The organism is Kitasatospora sp. NPDC096140, from assembly GCF_040303045.1.
Taxonomy (GTDB): Bacteria; Actinomycetota; Actinomycetes; order Streptomycetales; family Streptomycetaceae; genus Kitasatospora.
The window spans coordinates 25,342-51,683 of the sequence record NZ_JBEOUW010000012.1 but is presented as its reverse complement, the minus strand read 5'-3'; the positions used below and the strand labels follow the sequence as shown (position 1 = coordinate 51,683).

Sequence of the window (26,342 nt, the reverse complement as noted above, 5' to 3'; positions counted from 1 at the left end):
CTATGGGCGCCTCGGGAAACCGGGCCAGTGTCGCGCCGCGGGGCCCGTTCCTCAGTTCATCGTGGGGTCGTCCGGGTAGGTCGCCAGCAGGGCGAGCGGACCGCGCTGGCGGCGCAGCACCGAGCGCCACAGCCGCTCCGGCTCGGGGCTGGAGACGTCCCCCGGCTCGCAGTCCACCAGGAACCAGGCGCCGCTCTCCAGCTCGGCCTCCAGCTGCCCGGGCGACCAGCCGGCGTACCCGGCGAAGATCCGCAGGCTGCCCAGTTCGCCCGCCAGCACCTCGGGCGGCGCCTCCAGGTCCACCAGGCCGATCGCGCCGTGCACCCGCCGCCAGCCCAGCGGCTCGCCGGTGCCGGGCTCCCCGGGCGCCACGGCGAGGCCGAGCGCCGAGTCCAGCGCCACCGGCCCGCCCTGGAACACCACGGCCGGCTGCCCGACGAGCCTGCCCCAGCCGTCCAGCACGGCGCCCACCTCGACCGGCGTCGGCCGGTTGAGGACCACACCGAGCGCCCCCTCGGCGTCGTGGTCGAGGAGGAGCACCACCGCCCGCGCGAAGTTCGGGTCGGTGAGCAGGGGCGTCGCGACGAGCAGACGGCCGGTGTGGGACCGGCCTCCGTGCGAATGGGCCGCCGTCATGCCTCACATGATCCCGCAGAACGGCCGCTCGGACACCGCAACGCGCGAAACCCCGCCACGCCGAACGAACACCCGTACGGGCGCACCGGCGGGCGCCGCCGACCCCGGAGAGAGCACCATCACGGGAGAGGCTCACGGGAACCATCGGGACGCCCACTACCATCTACGTCTGGTGGACGCCCTTATGCGGTGCCGACTCGGTCACACCGGGGGCCCGAACGCGCCCGTACGACCGGTCCACCACCGGCTCTCTACCGGAGCCCTTCCCCAACTCCTCTGGCACCCCGGATTGCGAGAACGATGACCGACGACGTCCTGCTGGTCCACGGCGGAAACCCGCTCGAAGGCGAGATCCGCGTCCGCGGTGCGAAGAACCTGGTCCCCAAGGCCATGGTCGCCGCCCTGCTCGGCCAGGGCCCCAGCAGACTGCGAAACGTCCCGGACATCCGCGACGTCAAGGTGGTTCGCGGTCTGCTGCAGCTGCACGGCGTGACGGTGCGCGCCGGCGACGAGGACGGCGAGCTGATCCTCGACCCCTCGCACGTCGAGAGCGCCAATGTCGCCGACATCGACGCACACGCCGGTTCCTCGCGGATTCCGATCCTCTTCTGCGGCCCGCTGCTGCACCGCCTCGGCCACGCCTTCATCCCGGGCCTCGGCGGCTGCGACATCGGCGGCCGCCCGGTCGACTTCCACTTCGAGGTGCTGCGCCAGTTCGGCGCCACCATCGAGAAGCACCCGCAGGGCACCTACCTGGTCGCCGCGCAGCGCCTGCGCGGCACCAAGATCGAGCTGCCCTACCCCTCGGTCGGCGCGACCGAGCAGGTGCTGCTCACCGCGGTGCTCGCCGAGGGCGTCACCGAGCTGCGCAACGCGGCCATCGAGCCGGAGATCGTCGACCTGATCTGCGTCCTGCAGAAGATGGGCGCGATCATCACGCTGGGCACCGACCGGACCATCCTGATCACCGGTGTGGACGAGCTGAACGGCTACACCCACCGTGCGCTGCCGGACCGCCTGGAGGCCGCTTCCTGGGCCTGCGCGGCGCTCGCCACCAAGGGCGACATCTACGTCCGCGGCGCCCGCCAGCTGGAGATGATGACCTTCCTCAACACCTTCCGGAAGGTCGGCGGCGCCTTCGAGGTGGACGACGAGGGCATCCGCTTCTGGCACCCGGGCGGCGAGCTCAAGGCGATCGCCCTGGAGACCGACGTGCACCCCGGCTTCCAGACCGACTGGCAGCAGCCGCTGGTCGTCGCGCTGACCCAGGCCACCGGCCTGTCCATCGTCCACGAGACGGTGTACGAGTCGCGGCTCGGGTTCACCGGCGCACTGAACCAGATGGGCGCGCACATCCAGCTCTACCGCGAGTGCCTGGGCGGTACCCCGTGCCGCTTCGGCGCCCGGAACTTCCTGCACTCCGCGGTCGTCTCCGGCCCCTCCAAGCTGATGGGCTCCGAGCTGGTCATCCCGGACCTGCGCGGCGGCTTCTCGTACCTGATCGCGGCGCTGGCGGCCGAGGGCACCTCGACCGTGCACGGCATCGACCTGATCAACCGCGGCTACGAGAACTTCATGGACAAGCTCCGTGACCTCGGCGCCCACGTCGAGCTGCCCAGCGAGCAGCTGGTCGACGCCTGATCAGCGGTCCGACACACGGCGAGAGGCCGGGCTCCCCACGCGGGGAGCCCGGCCTCTCGGGCGTTCAAGGGGTGGCTCAGGCAGCGCCCTTGGCGGCTTCCTTCAGCTTGGAGCCGGCGCTCACCTTGGCGCTGTAGCCCGCGGCGATCTGGATCGGCTCGCCGGTCTGCGGGTTGCGGGCGGTGCGGGCAGCGCGGTGGGTGCGCTCGAAGGTCAGGAAACCGGGGATGGTGACCTTCTCGTCGCCCTTGGCGACGACCTCGCCGACGATCTCGGCGAAGGCGGCCAGAACGGCGTCGGCGTCCTTGCGGGTCACCTCGGCGCGCTCGGACAGCGCGGCCACCAGCTCACTGCGGTTCATGTGTACTCCTGTGGTCTGTTCGCTTGCGGTGTGCGGGGGCCCATCGGTGCTCCCACCGGGGGGCACCCGGATGGGCCGCAGGTCCGCACACTGTGCTCATGCAGGCAATGCGTGGTCGCAGGCCGGGTCCGTACCCGATGCCGCGCGCCGGAGCCTTCGAAGGCCCGCCCGCCCGCCTGGATACGAATCCTGCCCCGACCGGCCCCGAGAAAGCCAATCGGGCCCCGGCCGGGCCACCCGAACAACGCCCGCCCGTTGGAGGTGTGACGCTCCGTCGGCTCCGGCGGACCGGGCGCGGGCGGCGGTCGGGACGACTCGCCGGAAGACCAGGGGGACGTTCCGTACTTGTCGGACACGCCTGCCCCGTGCAGGGCTACCGTACGCCCTACGACTGACAAGCCCAAACACGCCCCTCGCCCTTGTGTCGCAAGGGTTCGGGGCGGGCTGGGCGGGTATGACCGCTATTCGTGCGTTTGAGCGACCGACGACACGTCCGCCGGTCCGGTCGTCAGAGCTTGACGGTGGGGAAGGCGGAGGTGTCCAGGGTGCCCACGATGCCCGGGGTCGGACGGGCCGGCGCGGGGGCCTCCTGACCGCCCGCCAGGGCCGCCTCGCGCACCGCGGCGGCGACGGTCTTGGCGACGTCCTTGTGGAAGACGCTCGGGATGATGTAGTTCGCGTTCAGCTCGTCGTCGGCGACGGTGGTGGCCAGCGCCCGGGCGGCGGCGATCATCATCTCGGTGTTGACCGTACGGCTCTGGGCGTCCAGCAGGCCGCGGAAGACGCCCGGGAAGACCAGCACGTTGTTGATCTGGTTGGGGAAGTCGCTGCGGCCGGTGGCGACCACGGCGGCGGTCTGCCGGGCGATCCCGGGGTCGACCTCCGGGTCCGGGTTGGCCAGGGCGAAGACGATCGCGTCGGGGGCCATGGTGGCCAGGTCGTCGCCGTCCAGGACGTTCGGGGCCGAGACGCCGATGAAGACGTCCGCACCCGCCACGGCCTCCTTGAGGCTGCCGGTGCGGCCCGAGCGGTTGGTGTGCTCGGCGATCCACCGCAGGTTGTCGTTGAGGTCCCCACGGCCCTGGTGGACCACGCCCTGCACGTCCGCCACGGTGGCGTGCTCGACGCCGGCCGCCATCAGCAGCTTGAGGATCGCGGTGCCCGCGGCGCCGGCGCCCGACATCACCACGCGGATGTCGGCGATCTCCTTGCCGACCACCTTGAGCGCGTTGGTGAGGGCGGCCAGCACCACGATCGCGGTGCCGTGCTGGTCGTCGTGGAAGACCGGGATGTCCAGGGCCTCGCGCAGCCGGGCCTCGATCTCGAAGCAGCGCGGCGCGGAGATGTCCTCCAGGTTGATCCCGGCGAAGCCCGGGGCGATCGCCTTGACGATCGCGACGATCTCGTCGGTGTCCTGGGTGTCCAGGCAGATCGGCCAGGCGTCGATCCCGGCGAACCGCTTGAAGAGGGCCGCCTTGCCCTCCATGACCGGCAGTGCGGCCGCCGGGCCGATGTTGCCCAGGCCCAGCACCGCCGAGCCGTCGGTGACCACGGCGACGCTGTTGCGCTTGATGGTGAGGCGGCGGGCGTCCTCGGGGTTCTCGGCGATCGCCATGCAGACCCGCGCGACACCCGGGGTGTAGATCATGCTGAGGTCGTCACGGTTGCGGATCGGCAGCTTGGACGACATCTCGATCTTGCCGCCGAGGTGCATCAGGAAGGTGCGGTCCGAGACCTTGCCGATCGACACGCCGTCGATCGCCCGGAGCTTCTCGACGATCTCCTCGCCGTGTGCGACGGAGGAAGCCGCCACCGTGACGTCGATCCGCAGCGCCTCCAGGCCGGAGGCGGTGACGTCGAGGCCGGTCACCGATCCGCCGGAGGACTCCACGGCCGTGGTGATCGCGCTGACGGCGTTGCCCCGGGCCGGGACCTCCAGCCGTACCGTGATCGAGTTGGAGACACTGGGCACCGTCGCCATCGACGCTTCCTTCTTCCGTCTGTCCCGCAGGCTCAACATTTTGTTGAAGGCATCGCCTGCGCATGCTAGACCTCGATCGTCGCACCTTCCAAGGGGTAGCCAGAAATATCGTTCATTGAGTGTGCGGATCCGACAATCCGGCCGGCTCCCGCCGACCTTCCGCCGACTTCCGTCGCCGACTCCTTGCCTCTCCGGGCCGATGCGTTACATTGGACGGGCACCGGCTCGATCCAAGCCCCCGGGCCCAACCTTCGTCCCTTCGAGGGACCACTTGCCGCGAGGCGAGCATGGCGGGTCGGTGTACTAAACGTCTGAAGGCCCCTCACCGAAGCGGTGGGGGGCCTTCTTCCGTGGCTCCGACAGGGTCCGTCAGCTGCCGTCAGCCGTTTGCAGCAGCGCCGGCACGCCGGCCGCGTCCGGCAGGTCGTCCGGGCCGGACAGCACGGTCAGCCGCTGGGTCGCGCGGGTCAGCGCGACGTACAGCACCCGCAGGCCGGCCTCCGACTCGCCGGCGATTCCGGTCGGGTCGGCCACCACCGTCGCGTCGTACTCCAGGCCCTTCGCCTCCAGGCTGCCCAGCGGCACCACGCGCTCGCCCAGGCCCTCGGCCCAGCCGGCCGCCTCGGCCCGGCGGTCCATCGGCACGACGATCGCCACGGTGCCGTCCACCTCGGCCAGCAGCCGCTCCAGCTCCGCCCTGGCGGCCTTGCCGAACGCCGCCGGCGAAGGGTCGGTGACGGCCGCGAAGCGCGGCTCCACGCCCACGTGGCGGACCGCGCTCGGCGACGGCGTGCCCGGCGCGGCCAGCGCCAGCACCTTGGCCGCGACCTCGGCGATCTCGGCCGGGTTGCGGTAGTTCACGGTCAGCGTGAAGCGGCGGCGCGGCTTGCCGGACAGCACCTCGTCCAGCGCGGACTGGGCCTCCTGCGGGAACGGCCAGGAGGACTGCGCCGGGTCCCCGACGATCGTCCAGGTGGCCATCCGGGCCCGGCGGCCGATCATCCGCCACTGCATCGGGGTGAGGTCCTGGGCCTCGTCCACGATGATGTGGGCGTACTCCTTGCGCTCCACCGGCTGGCGCTCGCGCTGGCGGGTGGAGCGGTCGGCGAAGGTGGTGACCTCCTCCAGGCCGGTCAGCAGGTCCATCGCGTCCACCTCGCGGACCTTCGGCCGGGACGGCTCGCCGAGCAGCACCTGGAGCTCGTCCACCAGCGCGACGTCGTGCGCGGACAGCGCCCCCTCGCCCTCCGGGGACAGGTGGCGCCAGGAGGCGGCCAGCAGCCGCGCCTCGTCCGGAGTGACGACGCGGCGCGCGATCCGGTTGATGTGACGGTGCTGCCTGAGCGTGCCCAGCACCCGCCGCGGGGTCACGGCGGGCCACCAGGCGTCCAGGAAGTCCAGGAACGGCGCCTCGTCCGAGACGTACTCGTCGAAGCTCTCCTTCTCCTCCTGGCGCTGCTCCCGGGCGTAGTGGTCGGTGGGCTTCGGGAGGTCCTTGACGACCTCCTGCCACAGGGCGTCCAGCAGCAGCCGGCGGGCCCGCGGGCGCAGCAGGTTCAGCGGGGTGCCGCCGGAGCCCACCACGTTGCCGCGGACGGCCTTCAGCCGGCCCGCGTCGAGCTTCAGCACCTCGCCGCGGGCGACGACCTTCAGCTCCTGCGGCGCGCCCAGTTCCAGCGCCCCGCGGGCGGCCCGGCGCAGCAGCTGCGCCATCCGGGCCGAGCCCTTGACCCGGGCCGCCTCGGGGGTGTCGTAGGTGCCCGCCTCGATGCCGTCCACCAGGGAGCCGACGGCCCGGATGGCGACCTGGCCCTCCTCGCCGAGCGAGGGCAGCACGCCCTCGGTGTAGGAGACCAGCAGCGGGGTCGGCGAGACGACCAGGATGCCCCCGGCGTAGCGGCGGCGGTCCTGGTACAGCAGGTAGGCGGCGCGGTGCAGGGCGACGGCGGTCTTGCCGGTGCCGGGGCCGCCGGTGACGAGGGTGGCCCCGGCCGCGGCGGCCCGGATCACCTCGTCCTGCTCCTTCTGGATGGAGGAGACGATGTCGCGCATCGAGTGGCTGCGGGCGCGGCCCAGCGAGGCCATCAGCGCGCCGTCGCCGACCACGGCCAGCTCCTCGCCGTCCAGGGTCGGGGTGAGGTCGGGGCGCAGCAGGTCGTCCTCGACGCCGATCACCTTGCGGCCCTTGGAACGGATCACCCGGCGGCGGATGACCCGGCCGGGCTCGACCGGGGTGGCGCGGTAGAACGGGGCGGCGGCGGGCGCGCGCCAGTCGATCACCAGCGGGCCGTACTCGGCGTCCAGGACGCCCAGGCGGCCGATGTGGAGGGTCTCGGCGACGACCGGGTCGGCCGGGTCCATCGGGGTGTTCGAGGGGATGCCGTGCTCCTCCGGGGCGTCCGCCTGCTGGAGGTCGATCCGGCCGAAGAGGAAGTCCTCGAACTCGTTGTTGAGGCGCTGGAGGTGCGCGCCGGCCCGGTAGACCTGGGCGTCTCGCTCGGCGAGCGCGCCCGGGGTGCCGACCTGGACCCGCTTGGCGGCGTCCTCCAGGATGTACTCGGCCTCGGCGAGCTTCTCCTCCAACCGGTGGTAGACGGTGTCGAGGTGCTGCTGCTCACCGGCGATCTCGCGCGCGCGGACGGTCTCGTGATCGGCGGTGGGGGTGGTGTCCGTGTTGCTCATGGCCTCGGTGGTTGCGGCGGAATCCGGCTCCGGAAAACGAGCGGACGGATGATCCTACGCCGCGACCCCCGGGGCGCGCTGCTCCGGAACGTACAAAAGTTGAAGGCCGCCCTCCGCGGAGCGGTGGACGGCCTTCGGTGTGAACATGGGGTGGTGGAGATGCCGGGAATCGAACCCGGGTCCAGTGGAGTTAATTCAGGGCTTCTCCGAGCGCAGTCCGCTGTGATTTTCTCGGCCCTGGCGGTCACGCGGACAAGCCGCCAACAGGCCCAGCTGCTGTTTGATTTCCCATCCACCCCCGCAGCCCGGGCGGACGGTTGAGTTCCCTAGATTATGCCAGGGTCCGGGTCGGGAACTCCCCGGTCTGACACCCAAGCGCTATCGGTGCTTATTAGGCAGCGAGAGCGAACTGCTGGGAATCGCGCTTAGAGTTGGCGATTATTTTTTTGCGACACGTGGTTTACGAGATCATTGCCGCGTTCCTCGGCTCGCTTCCCCTGTTTCAACATCCCCTGTCGAAACCGATCATCCCCATGTTTTTTTGAGAAACAGCTCGGACGGTGACCGTCCGTGTTGCTTGCGCCATAGTACGCGAGGCGACGGGCGAGGGTCCAGCGGATTAACCCTGGCGCCGCCGCGCCGCCGCCACCGCGCGGGCCGTCTCGCGGGTGTCCTGCTTCTCGCGGAGCGTCTGGCGCTTGTCGTACAGCTTCTTGCCGACGGCGAGCGCGAGCTCCAGCTTGACCCGGCCGTCCTTGAAGTACAGCGAGAGCGGGATCAGGGTGTGGCCCGCGTCGCGGACCTTGGTCTCGATCTTGCGGATCTCCAGCTTGTGCAGCAGCAGCTTGCGCTTGCGCCGGGCCGCGTGGTTGGTCCACGTCCCCTGGGTGTACTCGGGGATGAAGACGTTGTCGATCCACGCCTCGTGGTTCTGGATGTAGGCGTAGCCGTCGACCAGGTTGGCCCTCCCCTCGCGCAGCGACTTGACCTCGGTGCCGGTGAGTACGAGGCCGCACTCGTAGGTGTCGAGGATCATGTACTCGTGCCGCGCCTTCTTGTTCTGCGCGATCAGCTTGTGTCCGGTTTCCTTTGCCATAGCGCGGTCATTCTCGCACTTCGGGGCGGGATCGGGCAGCTGCTTTAGCCGCGGGTTCCGGCGCTCAGGCCCGGGTGCCGAGCCCCGCGAGGACGCGCAGGGCGAGCGCGTCGGCGTCCTCGCCGGTGGCCGCCGGGACGTCGGGGGTGAGGCCGGTGCCGTCGAGGGAGCGGCCGGCCGGGGTGAAGTAGCGGCCGACGGTCATCTCCAGCACCGCGCCGTCGGCGAGCCGGCTGGGCTGCTGCACGGTGCCCTTGCCGAAGGTCCGCGCGCCCACCACGACGGCGCGGCTGCGGTCCTGGAGGGCGCCGGCGAGCAGTTCGGCGGCGCTCATCGTGCCGCCGTCCACCAGCACCACCAGCGGGGTGCGCTGGTCGCCGCCGCGCGGGGCGGTCAACTCCCTGGTCCCGCCGCGCTCCTGGTACGAGCCGACCGGGCCGCCGTCCAGGAAGATCCCGGCGGTGCCGGCGGCCTCGTCGACCAACCCGCCGGAGTTCCCGCGCAGATCGAGCACCACGCCGGTGTGCGGGGTGCGCAGCGCGGCGCGCACCCGATCGGCCACGCCGCTGGTGAAGGCCCGCACGGTGATCCGCAGGACGCCCCCGTCCAGGTGCTCGGCGGCGACCTGCTGACTGTCCAGCAGGGCGCGCCGCAGCCGCAGTTCGCGCACCTCGCCCCCGCCGCGCCGGACCTCCAGGGTGACCTCGGAGCCGGCCCTGCGCTCGCCGCCCTGGCCGCGCAGCCGCGCGACCACCTCGGTGACCGGCAGGTGGTCGGCCTGGTCCTGGCCGACCCGCAGCAGCCGGTCGCCGGGCGCGATCCCGGCCGCGGCGGCCGGGCCCTCGGGCGCGACCTGGGAGACCTCGGTCACGCCGTCCTCGCCGCGGCCCACGGACAGGCCGACGCCCAGGTACCGGCCGTCCAGGCCCTGGCTGAACTCGGCGTACTCCTGCGCGCTGTAGTACGCGCCCCAGCGGTCGCCGCTGGCCCCGAGCAGGTGCTCGGCCTGCTGCTCGGAGAGCGTGCTGCCGGCCGGGTCCGCCGGGAGCCCGCCGCCCGTGGCCCGGGCGGCGTCGACGGAGGGGCGCGGCAGGTCGCTCGGGTCGCCCCAGGCTCCGGTGGCCGCGCCGACCAGCAGGACGGCACCGAACACCAGGCTGAGGGCGGCCACCTGACGTGCCCTGCGCGGAGTTTGCAGCATGGCATCGGAGTGTAGACACCGTGCCGCGCGCGACGGGCCGGAACGGGGAGCGCGGAACGACGGCGGCCCCGGACGGCGCAGTGCCGTCCGGGGCCGCCGAGGCGTCCGGGATCAGACCTTGAGGTACTTGCGCAGCGTGAAGAACGCCGCCACGCCGGCCATGCCCATACCCACCACGACCAGCAGCGGTATCACCGCGAGCACCGAGCCGAGGCCGATGAAGTGGATGAACTGCACCCGGTCGGCCAGCCAGTTCTGGACGAAGAAGTGGCCGCCGATCAGCAGCCCGGAGGCCATCGCCGCGCCGAGCAGCGCGGCGAACGCGGCCTCGGCGATGAACGGCATCTGGACGTAGAAGTTCGAGGCACCGACCAGGCGCATGATGCCGGTCTCGCGCCGCCTGCTGTACGCCGACACCCGGACGGTGTTGACGATCAGCAGCAGGGCCACGAAGAGCATCAGCACCATGATCACGAAGGCCGCCGTCTGCAGGCCGTTGAGCAGGCCGAACAGGTTCTCCAGGATCTTGCGCTGGTCCTCGACCGACTTCACGCCCGGCTTGCCGGCGAAGGCGCTCTGGATCACGTCGTACTTGGTCGGGTCGTTGAGCTTGACCCGCCAGGACTGCGGCATGGCGTCCGGACCCAGGACGGAGATGAGCGGGTTGTCCGGGTTCATCTCCTTCCAGTGCTTGTACGCCTCGGGCGAGCTCTCGTACGTGGAGGACTGGACCACCGAGGTCATCTTGTCCAGCTGGTCCTTGATGTCCTGGACCTGCTGGTCGGTGGCCGCGCCCTTGTCGCACTGGGGCGAGTTGCGGGCATCCGCCTTCGTGCAGAAGTAGATGCTCACCTCGACCTTGTCGTACCAGTACCCCTTCATGCTGTTCACCTGGTCGCGGACCAGGAGCGAGGAACCGGCGAGGGCGAGGGAGAGCGCGACACTGACGACGACCGCGATGGTCATCGTCAGGTTGCGTCGGAGACCCACACCGATCTCCGACAGGACGAACTGGGCACGCATGCGGAACAACTCCAGGGTCGGTACTGCTCTGGGTCGGGCGGTTCGGGCCGGCGGCCCTACGGGGTCAGCGCTGGTGGGTCAGTGCTGGTACCCGTAGACGCCGCGGGCCTGGTCGCGGACGAGCAGTCCCTTGTCGAGCTCGATGACGCGCTTGCGCATCTGGTCGACGATCGCCTGGTCGTGGGTGGCCATCAGCACCGTGGTGCCGGTGCGGTTGATGCGGTCGAGCAGCTTCATGATGCCGACCGAGTTCTGCGGGTCGAGGTTTCCGGTGGGCTCGTCCGCGATCAGCAGCATCGGGCGGTTCACGAAGGCGCGGGCGATCGCCACGCGCTGCTGCTCACCACCGGAGAGCTCGCCCGGCATGCGGTCCTCCTTGCCGCCGAGGCCGACCAGCTCCAGCACCTCGGGCACCACCTTGTTGATGGCGCTCTTGGGCTTGCCGATGACCTCCAGGGCGAAGGCGACGTTCTGCGCGACCGTCTTGTTGGGGAGCAGGCGGAAGTCCTGGAAGACGGTGCCCAGCTGGCGGCGCATGTGCGGCACCTTCCAGTTGGACAGCTTGCCCAGGTCCTTGCCCAGCACGTGCACCGCGCCGGTACTGGGCCGCTCCTCGCGCAGGCACAGGCGCAGGAAGGTGGACTTGCCCGAGCCGGACGAGCCGACCAGGAAGACGAACTCGCCCTTCTCGATCTCCAGCGAGACGTTGTCCAGGGCGGGACGGTTCTGCTTGGGATAGGTCTTGGAGACGTTGTCGAATCTGATCACGGCTGCATCACGGAGGCCATCCTAGGCGGCGCCAGTCCTCGGTCGGTCCGCCCCGGGGGCCCGGTCCGGGCGCGGGCGAAAGGAGCGCGGAGGGCGGCTCCCGGTCTGGGACCATACGCGAATCGGCAACCGGCCCGCAGGGGCAGCCCATGACAGTTCTCGGAATCTGCGGGAGAATGTCCGTTTATGCCCCGAATATTGCGAGGCATCTCACAGCCCGGGAGCCGGAAGCGCCGGAACCTGGCAGAGTGGAGGTGGCGACCGTGACCGGCCGCTCCCCCGTACAGGGCAAGAAATGGAACCAAAGCCCCGTCCGGTGCGTTTGCAGTAAGCAGCGAGGAGGAGATCGCATGACCTGCGACCATCTGGTGTGCGCCAACTGCAACGGCCGCGTCAGCGACGGGCGTTGCCCGGTGTGCCGCGCCAACCGGGCCCGGCTGCAGGAGCAGCAGGGGCCGTTCGCCGCGCTCTCCCCCGCGCTGCTGCTGGCCCTGGTGGCCGGGCTGCTCGCGGTGGCGCTGATCGCCCGGCAGGCGCTGGCCTGATTCCGTCGACCGACGACGAAGGGCCCCCGACCGCTGCGGTCGGGGGCCCTTCGCTCTGTGTTCTGCCGTGTGCCCGGCGCGCTACCCGGCGCCGGTCCCGCGCTGCTCGCGCCGGCGGACAGCGGCCTCGATGCCGTGCTCGGTCATCGAGGCCGACCTGCTCACGCCTCGGTCGACGTCTCGCGCTGCTTGCGCCAGCGGATCCCGGCCTCGATGAAGCCGTCGATGTCGCCGTCCAGCACGGCCTGCGGGTTGCCGGCCTCGTACGCGGTGCGGACGTCCTTGACCATCTGGTACGGGTGCAGGACGTAGGAGCGCATCTGGTTGCCCCAGGAGCTGCCGCTGTCCTTGAGCGCGTCCATCGCCGCCTTCTCCTCCTGGCGGCGCCGCTCCAGCAGCTTGGCCTGGAGGACGTTCATCGCGGACGCCTTGTTCTGGATCTGCGAGCGCTCGTTCTGGCAGGAAACCACGATGCCGGTCGGGAGGTGCGTGATGCGCACCGCCGAGTCGGTGGTGTTGACGCCCTGGCCGCCGGGGCCGGAGGCGCGGTAGACGTCCACGCGCAGGTCGCCCTCGTCGATGTCGACGTGGTCGGACTGCTCGACGACCGGGAGCACCTCGACGCCGGCGAAGGAGGTCTGCCGGCGGCCCTGGTTGTCGAACGGCGAGATGCGGACCAGGCGGTGGGTGCCCTGCTCGACCGAGAGGGTGCCGTAGGCGTACGGCGCCTTCACGGTGAAGGTCGCGGACTTGATGCCGGCCTCTTCGGCGTACGAGGTGTCGTACACCTCGGTGGGGTACCCGTGCCGCTCGGCCCAGCGCAGGTACATGCGCATCAGCTGCTCGGCGAAGTCGGCGGCGTCCACGCCACCGGCCTCGGCACGGATGTTGATCAGCGCCTCGCGGGCGTCGTACTCGCCGGACAGGAGGGTGCGGACCTCCAGCTCCTCGACCGCCTTCTGGAGGGCGACGAGCTCGACCTCGGCCTCGGCGCGGGTGTCCGCGTCGTTCTCGGCCTCGGCCAGCTCGAACAGCACGCCGAGGTCGTCGATGCGACCGCGGAGGCCCTCGACGCGGCGCAGTTCGCCCTGGAGGAAGGAGAGCCGGCTGGTCACCTTCTGCGCGTTCGCGACGTCGTCCCACAGGGTGGGGGCGGCTGCCTCCTCCTCCAGGACCGCGATGTCGGCCCGGATCTTGTCCAGGTCGAGGACGGCCTCGATCGACCCCATGGTCGTATCGAGGTTCTTGAGCTCTTCGGAAGGATCGACGGCTGCCACGCCCCCCAGGGTAATGGTTCCGGGGGTGGTCATGACGACACCCCCGTTCCCACCGGGGTCAGGGCGCCCGCGGGGCGGTGCTGTGGACGACCGGACGGGCCGGCCGGCCGCCGTCCGGCCCGGTGGCCGCGAAGGCCGTCCAGGCCGCGGCGGCGCCCGCCAGCAGCAGGACGGTGGCCAGCAGGACGGCCAGCAGCCGGCGGCGGCGCAGCAGGGCCTGGCGGTCCCGGCGATGCCCCGGGGCGGTGCGCTGGGCCCGGGACTCGGCGGCGTACGCGGCCAGCTCCTCCGCGGACGGGCGGCGCAGGCTGGTGTGGGTGTCCCGGGTGGAGTCCGGGGCGGCGCCGGGGACCAGCGGGACGGCCGGGCCGCGACGGCGCTTGTGCAGGCCCGGGCCGGTGTCGGCCTCGGCGTAGACCGCCTCGCCGGGGGTCAGCTGCTCCTCGGCCGGGGCGCGGCCCTGGGCGGGCAGGGCGATCACCGGCAGGCCGGCCAGCGACGGCAGCTGCTCGCGCAGCCGGGCGGCCAGCTCGGCGGCCCGCAGCCGGGAGGCGGGGGCCTTGGCCAGGCACTCGGAGATGATCCGCCACAGCCCGTCCGGCAGGCCGGGGATCGGCGGCACCTGCTCGGTGACGTGCCGGCGCAGCACCGCGCCGGTGTGGCCGCCGCCGAAGGGGGTGAAGCCGGCCAGCAGCTCGTAGAGGACGGTGGCGAGGGCGTAGATGTCGACGGCGGCGCGCGGCTCCAGGCCCTCGATGATCTCGGGGGCGAGGTAGTCGGGGGTGCCGATGATCCGGGTGGCGCGGGTGCGGCGCGGGGCGTCGACCAGGCGGGCCACGCCGAAGTCGGTCAGCTTGGCGCGCGGGGCGCCGCCGGGGCCGGGGGCGGCGGCGAGGTCGAGCAGGACGTTCTCCGGCTTGACGTCGCGGTGGACGATCCCGGCCGCGTGCGCGGCGGCCAGGCCGTCGGCGACGTCGGCGATGATCGAGGCGGCGGTCTGCGGGGGCAGCGCGCTGTCCCGTTCCAGCCGGGAGCGCAGGTCGGTGCCCTGGACCAGCTCCATCACCAGGGCGAGGTCGCTGCCGTCCACGACCATGTCGCGCACGCCGACCACCCGGGGGTGGTCGAGACTGGTCAGCGCGGTGCGCTCCTGGACGAAGCGGCCGACCAGCACCTGGTCGGAGGCGAGGTCCTCGCGCAGCAGCTTGACCGCCACCGGGCCGTCGGGCCCCTCACCGAGCCAGACCGTCCCGGCCGAACCCCGGCCGATCACCTGGTGGACGGTGTACCGGCTGCCGATCTTGCGTGCCAATGCTGCTCCGTGGGCGGCGGGAGCGCTCCGGGGGTCCGGTTCGCTCGGTGGGGCGGGACAACAGCGACCAACCTACGCGCCCGGAGGCCCCGCGGGGGCCGCCTGAGGGGCCCGGAGCGGGAGTCTCGGGCAGGAAATCTCGTGAATTGTCGACAAAGCGTCAATCTTGCCGTCCGGCACGGGTTCGAAGGCCCGGAACGGTCCGCCACGGCCCGGTCCGCAGCCCGAACCGGCCCGAAGCGGGTCGTTCCGGGCTCCCCGACCGGGCCGGACCGGGCCCCGGCGGCGCTACTTGCCGAAGACGCTGTTCACCCAGTCCCGCGCCGAGTCGAACCAGCCCACGGCGTTGTCCCAGTAGTGCGGCAGCGGCGTGAAGTTCCACAGCGCCAGCGCGGCCACGGCCAGCACCAGCAGCACCATCAGGCAGCCCTTGAGGCAGCCGAGCCCCGGGATGTACATCCGGTTGCGGCTGCGCGGGCGCCGCTCGCGGGCCGGCGCGGGCTCGCGGCGGGCGGGCTCGCGCGGCGGCTCCTCGCGGCGCGGCGGCGCCTCCCGGTACTGCGGCGCGGGCGGCTCGGCCCGGCGCGCCGCCGGGGCGGGCGGCGGCGGGTAGCCGCCCTGCGGCCGGCCGTACCCGGCCGGGGCCTGCCGGTTGCCACCGGGCGGCTGGGCCTGCGGCTGCCGGCCCTGGCGTCCGCCCTGGGGGTCCTGACCGCCAGGCCGGGCCTGGTAGGGCGGCGGGGCCACCGGCGGGCGCTGCGCGTAGCCGGGCGGCGGCGGGGCCTGCCGGTAGCCGGCCGGCGGCTGCCCCTGCGGCGGACGGCCCGGCGCTCCCCGGCCGGGCTGCCCCCCGTGTCCGGCCTGGTAGGGCGGCGGGGCGACCTGCGGCTCGCCGTACTCCTCGTAGTCCTCCGGGCCGAAGTACCCGACCTCGGTCTGCTGGTTGCGGTCCCGCGCCGCGCGCAGCTGGGTCTGCCACGGGTGCGGCGCCTCCTCCTGCGGGCCGGGGGGCGCGGTGGGCGGGGGCGGCGGCACGGCGACGGGCGGCATCACCCGGGTGCGATCGGGGGCGCCGTACGGGGGCGCGGGCGGCTGCTGGGTGCCCATCACCCGGGTCGCCGCGGCCGGGTCGTGGTGCGGGGCGCCGGGGGCGGTCGGCGGCAGCACCTGGGTCCGGTCGTCGGTGCCGGGCGGTCCCGGGACGGTCCCGGGGACGACGGTGGGCTGCGGGTCGGGCTGCAGCAGGGCGGCGACGGCCAGCGCCTCGTCCACCGCCGCCGGCGAGGCGTGCACGCCGACACCGGCGGCGACCACCCGCAGGGCGCGGGCCAGCGAGGTGGCGCCGGGCCGCTGGGCCGGGTCCTTGCGCAGGCAGCGCTCGATCACCGTCCAGAGCGGCTCGGGCATGGTGCTGGGCCGCTGCGGCTCCTGCGCCAGGTGGGCCTGGAGGACCGCGAGCGCGCCGTCGCCCTGGAACGGCTGGCGTCCGGTGACCAGCTCGTACAGCATGATCCCGGCGCCGTACACGTCCACCGCGGAGGTCTGCGGGCGGCCCTCGGCGGACTCCGGCGCGACGTACGCGGGGGTGCCGACGAACTCGTGGGTACGGGTGACGCCCGGGGAGTCGGCGAGGCGGGCGATGCCGAAGTCGGTGAGCAGCGGGTGCATCCGCTCGACGCCGTCCACCACGGTGGAGGCGAGCAGCACGTTGGCCGGCTTGAGGTCGCGGTGGACGATGCCGTCCGCGTGGCTGGCCGCCAGCGCGTCCGCCACCTGGGCCATCAGCAGGGCGCCCGCGATCGGGCTGAACGGGCCGTTGGCGCGCAGGTAGCGGGCCAGGTCGGGGCCCTCCACGAGGTCCATCACCAGGGCCAGCAGCTCGCCCTCGACGACCAGGTCGCGGACCCGGACGATGTTGGGGTGGGACAGCCGCAGCAGCAGCGAGCGCTCGCGCAGGAAGCGCATCACGACGTCGGGGTCGGCCGCCAGCTCCTCGCGCAGCACCTTGATCGCCACCCGCTGCCCGGGCTCGCTGCCCGGCGCCTGGACGTCGTCGCGCACCACGCCGCGCCAGACGGTGCCGGTCGCACCCCGTCCGAGGGTCTCATCCAGCAGATACTTGCTGCCGACTGGCCGCACCTGTCGCACTCCTCGCCGTGCCGCCCGCGCGGGGCGCTCCTCCGCCGGTGCGGTGAGCCTGCCGGGCCCGTGTCTGCGGCCACTCTAACGGTGTCCGTTCGGGTTTTCGGGGTGACCGGCAGGGCATCCGAGCAGGGTTGGGGGACATCCCCTAGGGGAGTGCCCGGAGCCGGTCGGCGGGCCTGCCCGGGGGCCGCGAGGGGGGCGGTTGACCTGACCCACCGTCGCCTCCACCATGGCGATGATCGCAAGATCGTCAAATCCGGTACCGTGCGCGGACCGTCCGTGCCGGATGGCAGGATGGACACTCGCCACTCGTGTGGCCCAATGGGGTCGCCGCGGCCGCCCGGTGCGTCCGCGACGGCGCCGGGGTACCAGGCTTCACACCAGCAGAAGGGACCCGCGGGCGAGATGCAGATCCGGCTGACCGTCCTCCGACCGCGCAGCGGCCCGACCGCCGCCGGCTCCGCCATCCCCTACGTGGACGTGCTGGTCACCGCTCCCGTCGGCACCGCGCTCGGCGCCATCGCGGGCGCCCTCGCCGGCGCGGTCGGCGTGCGCGGACCGCGGGCCGCCACCCATGTGCACCTGTACGCCGGGGCACACCGGGTGGACGAGCACACCCTGCTCGGCCACCCCCCGCTGCTCGACGGAGCCGTCCTCAGCCTCAACGAGCCCGACCCGACCGCCGACGACTCCGACGACACCCCCGCCGTCGCCGAACTGCGCGTGGTCGGCGGACCGGACGCCGGCGGCGTGCACCGGCTGCACGGCCGGGAGATCCGGATCGGCCGTTCCGGTGAGGCCGACGTCCCGCTCGACGACCCGGACGTCTCCCGGCTGCACCTCGCGCTGCACCTCACCGAGGACGGCCGGGTCTCCGTCCGCGACCTCGGCTCCACCAACGGCACCACCCTGGACGGCCGGCTCGTCCCGCCCGGCCCGCCCGAGGCCGCCGTCCCGCTGGAACCCGGCGCCCTGCTGCGGATCGGCGAGTCGACCCTGCAGGTGACGGCCCCCGACCCGGCCGACGCCACCGGGGCCGTCCGCGCCGCCCTGCCCGACGGCCACGGCCACCTCCAGCTCGCCGCGCCGGGCCCCGTCCGGCCCGCGCCGCCGGCGGCCGAACCGCCCGCCGCCCCCGAGCCCGCCGCCGGCCGCGGCCGCGGCCTGTTCTCCCTGCTGCCCGGCCGCACCACCGAACCGCCCGGCCAGGAGAGCGCCGAACGCCACCACGCCGCCGTACGGCTGCGCCAGACCGCCGCCCAGCGCGAACGCTGGCCCGACCTCGCCGCCCTGCTGCTCGGTGCCGTCGGCCCCGGCCCGCGGCTGTGGGAGCGCGGCCCCGGCCACCCCGACGCGCTCACCCTGCGCCTGGGCACCGCCGACCGCCCCGGCGGCCCCGGCACCACGCCCGGCACCCTGTTGCCCGCCGTCCCGGTCACCCTCGACCTGCAGACCGCCGGCAGCCTCGGCCTCTGCGGCCCGCGCGAACGCCTGGACGCGCTCACCCGCGGCGTCGTCGCCCAGCTCGCCGCACTGCACCCGCCCACCGGCCTGAGCCTGGTCGTGGTCGACGCCGACCCGACCCGCGCCCCCGAGGAGCGCGCCGACACCTGGGCCTGGGCCCTGTGGCTGCCCCACCTGCGCCCGGCCGACGGCCAGGACTGCCGCCTGCTGCTCGGCCTCGACGACGAACAGGCCACCGCCCGGCTGACCGAGCTCACCGCCCGGCTCAGCGGCCCCAGCGGCCTCGGCGGCCACCCCGCCACGGTGGTCGTGGTGGACGGCCGACCGGCCACCGAGACCGCCCGGCACGCGCTCGACCTGCTGCTGCGCCAGGGCCCCGCGGTCGGCATCTTCCCGATCTGCCTCGCCGAGCAGCCCGAACTGCTCCCCCGCGGCCTCGGCGCCACCGCCCTGATCACCGGCGAGGTCGGCACCCAGCTCTCGCTCGACCGCCCCGTCGCCCGCGGCCGCGAGACCCTGCACGAGGTCTCGCTGGACGCCGTCTCCGACGCCTGGGCCGAACGGCTGGCCCGCGTCCTCGCCCCGTTGCGCGAGGCCACCCCGGCCGCCCGCGGCCCGCTGCCCGACGCGCTGCGCCTGCTCGACCTGCTGCAGCTCGACACCGTCACCCCGGCCAAGCTGTCCGCCCGCTGGGCCGCGCACGCGGGCGGCATCGGCGCCGCCACCGCGCTGCTCGGCACCACCCGGGACGAGCTGTGCACGCTCGACCTGGCCGACCCCGAGCTCGCCCTCCCCTCCCCCGACCCCGGCGGCCCGCACCTGCTGATCGGCGGCGGCCGCGGCTCCGGCAAGACCGAGCTGCTGCGCACCCTGATCGCCTCGCTCGCCGTCTCCGAGCGCCCCGAGCGGCTGACCGTCACGATCGTCGAGGGCCGGGCCACCGAGGACGGCCTGGACGGCTGCACCGAGCTGCCGCACGTCACCGGCCTGGTGAACGCCGCCACCGACCCGCGCGCCGCACTCCTCGCGGCCGAGGCGCTGGAGGACGAACTCACCCTGCGGGAGCGGTTGTTCGACGGCCTGGACTTCGCGTCCTGGCACGCCGCACGGATCCTGGACGGCCAGCACGGCCGGCACGGCCTGGACGAGCAGCCGGCGGACCATCCGCAGGTGCCGGTGCCCGCCACCGTCGGAGCCGCGGCCGCCTCGGCGCCCAGGATCATCGCGCCGCGCAGCGCGGACGGCCCCCGGCCGGGCACCCCCGCGACGCCCGCCTCCGCCTCGCCCGTCCCGGCCCGCCTGGTCGTCGTCGTGGACGACTACGACGCCCTGCTCTCGCCCACCTCCCCGGCCGGCCGGCCGCTCGCCCGCGCGCTCGCCGGCATCGCCCGCCGCGGCGGCCCGCTCGGCGTCCACCTCGCCGTCGCCACCGGCCGCCCGGAGGAGAGCGCCGGCACCGAGGTGGACGAGGCCGCCCTGCTGCGGATCGCGCTGCGCACCGACGACCCGGCCGACTCCGACCTGCTGATCCACCTCGGCGACGCCGCCGCCCTCCCCGAGGACACCCCCGGCCGCGGCTACCTGCGGCTGCCGGACGGCGGCGTCACCGCCTTCCAGACCGCCCGGATCAGCGGGCGCATCCCGCGCACCGCCACCCTGCGCCCGACCGTGGTCGCGATCGACCCGCTCCAGCTCGGCGCCCCGCCCGCCCGTCGGCCGGTCCGCGAACTCGGCAACGGTCCCACCGACCTCGCCCTGCTCGCCAGCGCCCTCCAGCGCGCCGCCGCGCAGCGCTGATCCGACGGCGGCCCGCTCCCCGGCGTGGCCGCTGCCGGTTCCGGCAGCGGGCCTCCCCGACGGACAGCCCCGCCCGGACGACGGAGGGCCCCGGCGAACCATCCGGTTCGTCGGGGCCCTCCGCGGCCGGTCAGCCGGTCGGCCCGGTCAGACGCACTTCAGGTCGCGGTTCACCACGGCCATCCCCGCGACCTTGCCGTCCGCCATGGTGAACTCGTACTGCCAGCCCTGCTGACCCTCCACCGGGAACACGTACTTCCCGCTCTTGGCCGGCTGGAGGCCCTTGGCGCCGTACGCCGCCTGCAGGGCCTCCAGGGTGGTGCCGGCGCCGATGCCCTCGGCCGTCTTCGCCTCCGCCGGGGCGACCAGCTCGCGCAGGCCGGCCGCGGCGAAGGAGACCCGGCCGGTGGCCAGGTACGCCTTCTCCTTGGTCTCCCGGGCGACCATCATGTCGACGATGGACTGCGTGGCGTCCGCCATCAGCTTGGCGGTGGCGGCCGAGTCCTTGGCTGCGGCGGCCGAACCGGCGGCGGCCGCCGCCGCGTCCTTCGCGGAGGCGTTCGGCGGCAGGGTGCCCCCGGGGGCGGGGGTCTTGCCGGCGGCCGCGTCCGCCTTGGCGTTGAGGTCCTTGTAGCGGGCCTCGGTGGCCGCCTCGGCGGTCATCCGGGCCTGGTCCGGCGCCGGGCCGCCCTTGTAGACGAAGTCCGTGCAGCCGTCGAGCAGCGAGACGGGCGCGGCCTCCAGCGCTCCGGTGGCCAGACCCGCGTCCTTCGCCATGCCCGGCTTCAGGCCGCGGTAGCCGGCCGCCGTGAAGGCCTCCGGCCCCTTGGGCGCGGGCGCCGCCGAGGACGCGCCCGGCTGGGCCGTCGCCGCGGTGTCGGCCTTGGCCGGGTCCTTCTTCTTGTCGTCGGACGAGCAGGCGGCCGCTCCGGCGACCAGCAGCGCCACCGAGATGCCCACGCCGACCGCGCGGACCGCGGCCCGGTTCTTCCCCATGTTCTTTCCCCCCACTTGGTTGTTCGAGGATCACCGTAGCGAAGGGCCACCCGTGATCCACAATCGGTTTCCGGGGGTCGCTGGGGCGGCCGCGCGAGCGGTGGGGTCGGGGCGCACGGCACGGGGCCCGGGGACGCGCAATGGCGTCCGGACACGCGGAAGGGCCCGCGTCCGGGGACGCGGGCCCTTCCGTGCGGCTGTCCGTCAGCGCATCGAGCCGGTGCGCAGCAGGGTGCGGATGACGCGCATCGCGACCGAGAGGCTGGACAGCTCGTAGTTGTCCGAACCCCTTATGTCGTCGAGGGTGCTCTTGGCCCGGTTGAGCAGCGTGGCGTTGAGCTCGGCCCAGGCCGTGTAGCGCTCCTCCGGGGTGGCGCCCTCGGGGCCGCAGGCCAGGATGTCGGCGGTCAGCGCCGCGTGCGCCGCGAAGAGGTCCTCGCGGATCGCGGCCCGGGCCATCGACGACCAGCGGTCGGTGCGGGGCAGCTCGATGATGCGGTCGAGCAGGTGCGAGATCTGCAGCCGGTCGCCCAGGTCGTAGTACAGCTCGGCGACGTCGGCGACGTCCTTGCCGGAGCGGTCCGCGACCTCGGTGATGTCCAGGGTCGGGAAGACCGAGGAGAGGCCGGCGATCCGGGTGGCCAGCTCCTCCGGCACACCGGCCGCGGCGAGCTCGTCGTACACGGACTCGAACCAGGTGAGGTCCTCGCCGCGCAGCGGCTTGGGCAGCGAGCCCCAGACCTGGTTGACCCGGTCGTGGAAGAACTCGATGGTGCCGGCGATGTCGAGCGGCTGGCGGCGGTTGTTGAGCATCCACCGGGTGGCGCGCTCGACCAGGCGGCGCGAGTGCAGGCGCATCTTGGTCTGCACCCGGGCCGGGACCTGGTTGTCCAGGCCCTCGATCTCGCCCCAGATCGTCTCCAGGCCGAAGACGGCCCGCGCGGCGGTGTGCGTCCGGGCGATCTCCTCGTAGGTCGCGCCGGTCTCCTCCTTCAGGCGGAAGGCGAAGGTGCAGCCACCGCGGTTGATCGTGTCGTTGACGATCAGCGTGGTGATGATCTCGCGGCGCAGCGCGTGGCTGTCGATCGCGTCGGCGAACCGGGCCCGCAGGGCGCTGGGGAAGTACTCGTGCAGCGCGGCGTGGAAGTACGGGTCGTCGGGCAGGTCGGTGGCGAGCAGCTCGTCGGCCAGGATGATCTTGGTGTAGGCGAGCAGCACGGACATCTCGGGCTGGGACAGCCCGCGGCCGTTCTGCTGGCGGTCACGGATCTGGCGCTCGGTGGGCAGGAACTCCAGCGCCCGGTCCAGGCGGCCGGCCGCCTCGAAGCGGTTGATCATCCGGGAGTGGACGTTGACCATGCTGTGCGCCTGGGCCACGGCGTTGGCCAGCACCACGTTCTGCGCGTAGTTGTTGCGCAGCACCAGGTGGCCGACCTCGTCGGTCATCTCGGCCAGCAGGGCGTTGCGCTGCTTGACCGTCATGTCGCCCTCGGCGACGACCTGGTTGAGCAGGATCTTGATGTTGACCTCGTGGTCCGAGGTGTCCACACCGGCCGAGTTGTCGATCGCGTCGGTGTTGATCCAGCCGCCGGTGCCCTCCGGGCCGCCGGTGGCCGCGTACTCGATGCGGCCGAGCTGGGTGCAGCCGAGGTTGCCGCCCTCGCCGATGACCCGGGCCCGGACCTGCTCGCCGTTGACCCGGATGGCGTCGTTGGCCTTGTCGCCGACCTCGGCGTTGGTCTCGGCGGAGGACTTGACGTAGGTGCCGATGCCGCCGTTCCAGAACAGGTCGACCGGCGCCTGCAGGATCGCCTTCATCAGCTCGGCCGGGGTCAGCTTGCCCGCCTCGACGCCGAGCGCGGCGCGGACCTGGGGGCTCAGCTGGATCGCCTTGGCGGACCGCGGGAAGACCCCGCCGCCGGCCGAGATCAGCGACTTGTCGTAGTCGTCCCAGGAGCTGCGCGGGAGGTCGAACAGGCGGCGGCGCTCGGCGTACGAGGCGGCCGCGTCCGGGTTCGGGTCGAGGAAGATGTGGCGGTGGTCGAAGGCGGCGACCAGGCGGATGTGCTCGCTGAGCAGCATGCCGTTGCCGAAGACGTCGCCGGACATGTCGCCGATGCCGATGACGGTGAAGTCCTCGGTCTGGGTGTCGACGCCGAGCTCGCGGAAGTTGCGCTTGACCGACTCCCAGGCGCCGCGGGCGGTGATGCCCATGCCCTTGTGGTCGTAGCCGGCCGAGCCGCCGGAGGCGAACGCGTCGCCCAGCCAGAAGCCGTACGACTCGGCGACGCCGTTGGCGATGTCGGAGAAGGTCGCGGTGCCCTTGTCGGCCGCGACGACCAGGTAGGTGTCGTCCTCGTCGTGGCGGACCACGTCGGCCGGGTGCACGACCTCGCCGCCGACCAGGTTGTCGGTGATGTCGAGCAGCGCCGAGATGAACGTCTTGTACGAGGAGACGCCCTCGGCCAGCCAGGCGTCGCGGTCCACCGACGGGTCCGGCAGCTGCTTGGCGACGAAGCCGCCCTTGGCGCCGACCGGGACGATGACGGTGTTCTTGACCATCTGCGCCTTGACCAGGCCCAGGATCTCGGTGCGGAAGTCCTCGCGCCGGTCGGACCAGCGCAGACCGCCGCGGGCGACCTTGCCGAAGCGCAGGTGCACGCCCTCGACCTGCGGCGAGTAGACCCAGATCTCGAACGCCGGGCGCGGGGCCGGCAGGTCCGGGACGGCCTTCGGGTCGAACTTCATCGACACGTAGGTGTGCCAGTCGCCGTCGGCGGCGTGCTGGAAGAAGTTGGTCCGCAGGGTGGCCTTGATGAGGTTCAGGAAGGAGCGCAGGATGCGGTCCTCGTCCAGCGAGACGACCTCGTCGAGGGCGCCGGACAGCTCCTCCAGGATGCCCTCGGTCAGCTCCAGGGCGCCCGAACGGTGGCTCGGGCTCAGCCGGGCCTCGAACAGGTTGACCAGCAGGCGGGTGGTGTGGGTGTTGTTGCGGAGCGCGTCCTCCATGTAGTCCTGGGAGAACGTGGAGCCCGCCTGGCGCAGGTACTTGGCGTACGCGCGCAGCATCATCGCCTGCCGCCAGGTCAGCCCGGCGGTGAGGACCAGCTCGTTGAAGCCGTCGTTCTCGGCCTTGCCGGTCCAGGTGGCCGCGAAGGTCTCCTGGAAGCGCTCGCGGGCCTCGTCGCTGAGCCCGGTGGCCTCGCGCAGCTTCAGGCCGAAGTCGATGACCCACGCGGTGGTGCCGTCGGAGCGGCGCAGCGCGTACGGGTGCTCGTCGAGCACCTCGACGCCCAGGCGCTGGAGGACGGGCAGGACCTCGGTGAGCGAGATCGGGCCGCCGACGCGGTAGATCTTGAAGCGGCGCTCGTCGTCGCCGGCGCCGACCGGCTGGTACAGGTTCAGGCGGAAGTCGCCCGCGCCGTGCAGCGACTCGATCTGCTTGATGTCGGAGACGGCGGTGCGCGGCGGGAAGTCGGCGCGGTAGCCGTCGGGGAAGGCGTTGGCGTACTTGTGGCCGAGCTCGGCGGCCTTCTCCTCGCCGAGTTCGAGGTGGAGCTGGTCGTGGAAGCCGTCCATCCAGAACCGGGCGGCCTCGGCCAGGCGGTTCTCGATCCGCTCGATGTCGGAGTCCGAGAGCTGCGGCAGCTCGGTGCCCGGGGCGACCCGGACCACGAAGTGCAGACGGGTCAGCACCGACTCGGTGGCGTACACCGTGTAGTCGATGGTGGCGCCGTTCAGCTCCTCCTTGAGGATGTCGGTGAGCAGCAGCCGGATGCGCGTGGTGTAGCGGTCGCGCGGCAGGTAGATGAAGGCGGAGAAGTAGCGCCCGTACTCGTCCTGGCGCAGGAAGAGGCGCAGCTTGCGGCGCTCCTGCAGGTACAGCACGCTCGTGGCGATCGAGAGCAGCTCGGAGGCCGGGGTCTGGAAGATCTCGTCCCGGGGGAAGGTCTCCATGATCTGCAGCAGGTCGCGGCCGTCGTGGCTCTCGCTGGAGAAGCCGGAGTCCTCCAGGACGGCCTGGACCTTGCGGCGCACGACCGGGATGCGGGTGACCGACTCGGTGTAGGCGGCGGAGGAGAACAGGCCGAGGAAGCGGCGCTCGCCGATCGGCTCGCCGGCGGCGTTGAACTTCTTCACGCCGACGTAGTCGAGGTAGGCCGGGCGGTGCACGGTGGCGCGGCTGTTGGCCTTGGTCAGGACGAGCAGCTTCTTCTCGTGGGCCTTGGCGCGCACCGGCGCGGAGAGGCGGCCGAAGGCCTCGCTGACCGAGTGGTGGCGGTCGTCGTGGCTGTGCGGGTCGGAGCGCAGGATGCCCAGGCCCGTCCCGGCGACGGCCTTGAGGACCTCTTCGCCCTCGTGCTCGACCAGGTCGTACTCGCGGTAGCCGAGGAAGGTGAAGTGGTCGTCGGCGAGCCAGCGCATCAGCTCCCAGGCCTCGCCGACCTCCTGCTCGGGCAGGCCGGCCGGGGGCTCCTCGGCCAGCTCGTCGGCCAGGCGCAGCGCGCTCTCGCGCATCTTGCCCCAGTCCTCGACGACCTCGCGGACGTCGCCGAGCACGCGGCGCAGGTCGCCCTCGATGGTGCGCAGGTCGTCGCGGTCGGTCTCGCGGTCGATCTCGATGTGCATCCACGACTCGACGGTCGCGTCGGCCGGCCACTCGGTGCCGGCGGCCTGGCTGCGGGAGCAGGCGTCGACGTCCAGGATCTCCAGCAGCTTGCCGGTGATGTCACGGCGGACGACCAGCTGGGGGTGGATCACGATGTGGATCGCGCGGTCCTGGCGGGACAGCTCGTTGGTGACGGAGTCGACCAGGAACGGCATGTCGTCGGTGACCACCTCGACGACCGTGTGGCCGCAGGACCAGCCGTTCTCCTCGACCGAGGGGGTGTGGACCCGCACCTCGGCGGTGCCCTGCGGGCGCTTGAGGCCCAGGCGGTAGTGGGAGGCGGCCGCCCCGTAGACGTCGACCGGGTCGCGGTCGACCAGGTCCTCGGGCGCGGTGTGGAGGTAGTAGTGGTGCAGGTACGCGGTCAGAGCGCCGTTGCTCAGACCCTCTCCCGGCGCCGCTCCCCCTACCTGGCTGTTCTCAGCGGCTGCGGCTGCCTTCTTGAGCAGTTCGGCCTTGGCTGCGTCCAGCTTGGTCTGCATGACTTCTTGGCTCCTGTCGCGCGCCGTTGCGTGACTCGGTGGTGTGTGGATGTACACCGACGGGTCAGCCGCAATCCTGCCGCACCATCCGACTGAAAGGGGCTCATGGCGCGCATGAAACGTCCTCCCAGTGGGTAGGACGTCACGTTCGTCCTGCAAGCCACCCGACGACGCCAGCCAGCCTAACCGGATCAATCGAAGGTGCACAGGGACAGGGAGGCGCAAACCTGCAGGATGTCGGGTCCGTCCTGGACAGCATGTCCAAA

At 72.8% G+C, this 26,342-nt stretch carries 16 protein-coding genes and 1 other RNA gene; 3 read left to right on the top strand and 14 right to left on the bottom strand.

Going from position 1 to position 26,342, the window contains the following annotated elements:
* Nucleotides 1–51: 51 nt before the first annotated feature.
* A complete protein-coding gene (locus tag ABT048_RS14865; protein ID WP_350521772.1) occupies nucleotides 52–636 on the bottom strand; it encodes a YqgE/AlgH family protein in 585 nt (194 codons plus the stop codon).
* A gap of 300 nt (nucleotides 637–936) precedes the next feature.
* Between ABT048_RS14865 and murA the strand changes: the two genes are divergently transcribed.
* A complete protein-coding gene (murA, locus tag ABT048_RS14860) occupies nucleotides 937–2,277 on the top strand; it encodes a UDP-N-acetylglucosamine 1-carboxyvinyltransferase (protein ID WP_350521771.1) in 1,341 nt (446 codons plus the stop codon).
* Nucleotides 2,278–2,353: 76 nt separating this feature from the next.
* Here the strand turns inward: murA and ABT048_RS14855 are convergent, their stop codons facing one another.
* The 8 genes from ABT048_RS14855 to ftsE form a co-directional block, all read right to left on the bottom strand.
* Entirely contained in the window at nucleotides 2,354–2,638 is a 285-nt protein-coding gene (locus ABT048_RS14855; protein WP_030242980.1) for an HU family DNA-binding protein, read from the bottom strand.
* Between the two features lie 508 nt (nucleotides 2,639–3,146).
* Nucleotides 3,147–4,619 (bottom strand): NAD-dependent malic enzyme, encoded by a 1,473-nt coding sequence (locus ABT048_RS14850; RefSeq protein WP_350521770.1) that lies wholly within the window; start codon nucleotides 4,617–4,619, stop codon nucleotides 3,147–3,149.
* 369 nt (nucleotides 4,620–4,988) lie between these two features.
* Nucleotides 4,989–7,301, bottom strand: a complete 2,313-nt coding sequence (locus ABT048_RS14845; protein ID WP_350521769.1) for a HelD family protein — start codon at nucleotides 7,299–7,301, stop codon at nucleotides 4,989–4,991.
* A gap of 151 nt (nucleotides 7,302–7,452) precedes the next feature.
* Nucleotides 7,453–7,834: a transfer-messenger RNA gene (gene ssrA, locus ABT048_RS14840) on the bottom strand.
* An 86-nt stretch (nucleotides 7,835–7,920) separates the two neighbouring features.
* Nucleotides 7,921–8,397: an SsrA-binding protein SmpB gene (gene smpB, locus ABT048_RS14835; RefSeq protein ID WP_350521768.1), complete on the bottom strand. Its 477-nt coding sequence runs from the start codon at nucleotides 8,395–8,397 to the stop codon at nucleotides 7,921–7,923.
* Between the two features lie 64 nt (nucleotides 8,398–8,461).
* A complete protein-coding gene (locus tag ABT048_RS14830) occupies nucleotides 8,462–9,598 on the bottom strand; it encodes a S41 family peptidase (protein ID WP_350521767.1) in 1,137 nt (378 codons plus the stop codon).
* A gap of 111 nt (nucleotides 9,599–9,709) precedes the next feature.
* Nucleotides 9,710–10,621, bottom strand: coding sequence for a permease-like cell division protein FtsX (gene ftsX / locus ABT048_RS14825; RefSeq protein WP_350521766.1), 912 nt, complete (start codon nucleotides 10,619–10,621; stop codon nucleotides 9,710–9,712).
* A gap of 78 nt (nucleotides 10,622–10,699) precedes the next feature.
* Nucleotides 10,700–11,389, bottom strand: coding sequence for a cell division ATP-binding protein FtsE (gene ftsE, locus ABT048_RS14820; protein ID WP_030059730.1), 690 nt, complete (start codon nucleotides 11,387–11,389; stop codon nucleotides 10,700–10,702).
* A gap of 350 nt (nucleotides 11,390–11,739) precedes the next feature.
* On the opposite strand from ftsE, the gene ABT048_RS14815 reads away from it, so the two are divergent.
* A complete protein-coding gene (locus tag ABT048_RS14815; protein ID WP_350521765.1) occupies nucleotides 11,740–11,934 on the top strand; it encodes a hypothetical protein in 195 nt (64 codons plus the stop codon).
* A gap of 161 nt (nucleotides 11,935–12,095) precedes the next feature.
* Here ABT048_RS14815 and prfB read toward each other — a convergent pair whose 3' ends face one another.
* From prfB to ABT048_RS14800, 3 genes are all read right to left on the bottom strand, one after another.
* Nucleotides 12,096–13,211, bottom strand: a complete 1,116-nt coding sequence (gene prfB, locus ABT048_RS14810; protein WP_350521764.1) for a peptide chain release factor 2 — start codon at nucleotides 13,209–13,211, stop codon at nucleotides 12,096–12,098.
* 58 nt (nucleotides 13,212–13,269) lie between these two features.
* Nucleotides 13,270–14,523: a serine/threonine-protein kinase gene (locus tag ABT048_RS14805; RefSeq protein ID WP_350521763.1), complete on the bottom strand. Its 1,254-nt coding sequence runs from the start codon at nucleotides 14,521–14,523 to the stop codon at nucleotides 13,270–13,272.
* Nucleotides 14,524–14,811: 288 nt separating this feature from the next.
* Nucleotides 14,812–16,662: a serine/threonine-protein kinase gene (locus tag ABT048_RS14800; RefSeq protein ID WP_350521762.1), complete on the bottom strand. Its 1,851-nt coding sequence runs from the start codon at nucleotides 16,660–16,662 to the stop codon at nucleotides 14,812–14,814.
* A 411-nt stretch (nucleotides 16,663–17,073) separates the two neighbouring features.
* On the opposite strand from ABT048_RS14800, the gene ABT048_RS14795 reads away from it, so the two are divergent.
* Complete coding sequence (locus ABT048_RS14795; protein WP_350521761.1) at nucleotides 17,074–19,929, top strand: FtsK/SpoIIIE domain-containing protein; 2,856 nt, start codon at nucleotides 17,074–17,076, stop codon at nucleotides 19,927–19,929.
* A gap of 147 nt (nucleotides 19,930–20,076) precedes the next feature.
* Here ABT048_RS14795 and ABT048_RS14790 read toward each other — a convergent pair whose 3' ends face one another.
* Nucleotides 20,077–20,925 carry a hypothetical protein gene (locus ABT048_RS14790; RefSeq protein WP_350521760.1) on the bottom strand — a complete coding sequence of 283 codons (849 nt, stop codon included), beginning with the start codon at nucleotides 20,923–20,925 and terminating at the stop codon, nucleotides 20,077–20,079.
* A 204-nt stretch (nucleotides 20,926–21,129) separates the two neighbouring features.
* Complete coding sequence (locus ABT048_RS14785) at nucleotides 21,130–26,076, bottom strand: NAD-glutamate dehydrogenase (protein WP_350521759.1); 4,947 nt, start codon at nucleotides 26,074–26,076, stop codon at nucleotides 21,130–21,132.
* Nucleotides 26,077–26,342: the final 266 nt, after the last annotated feature.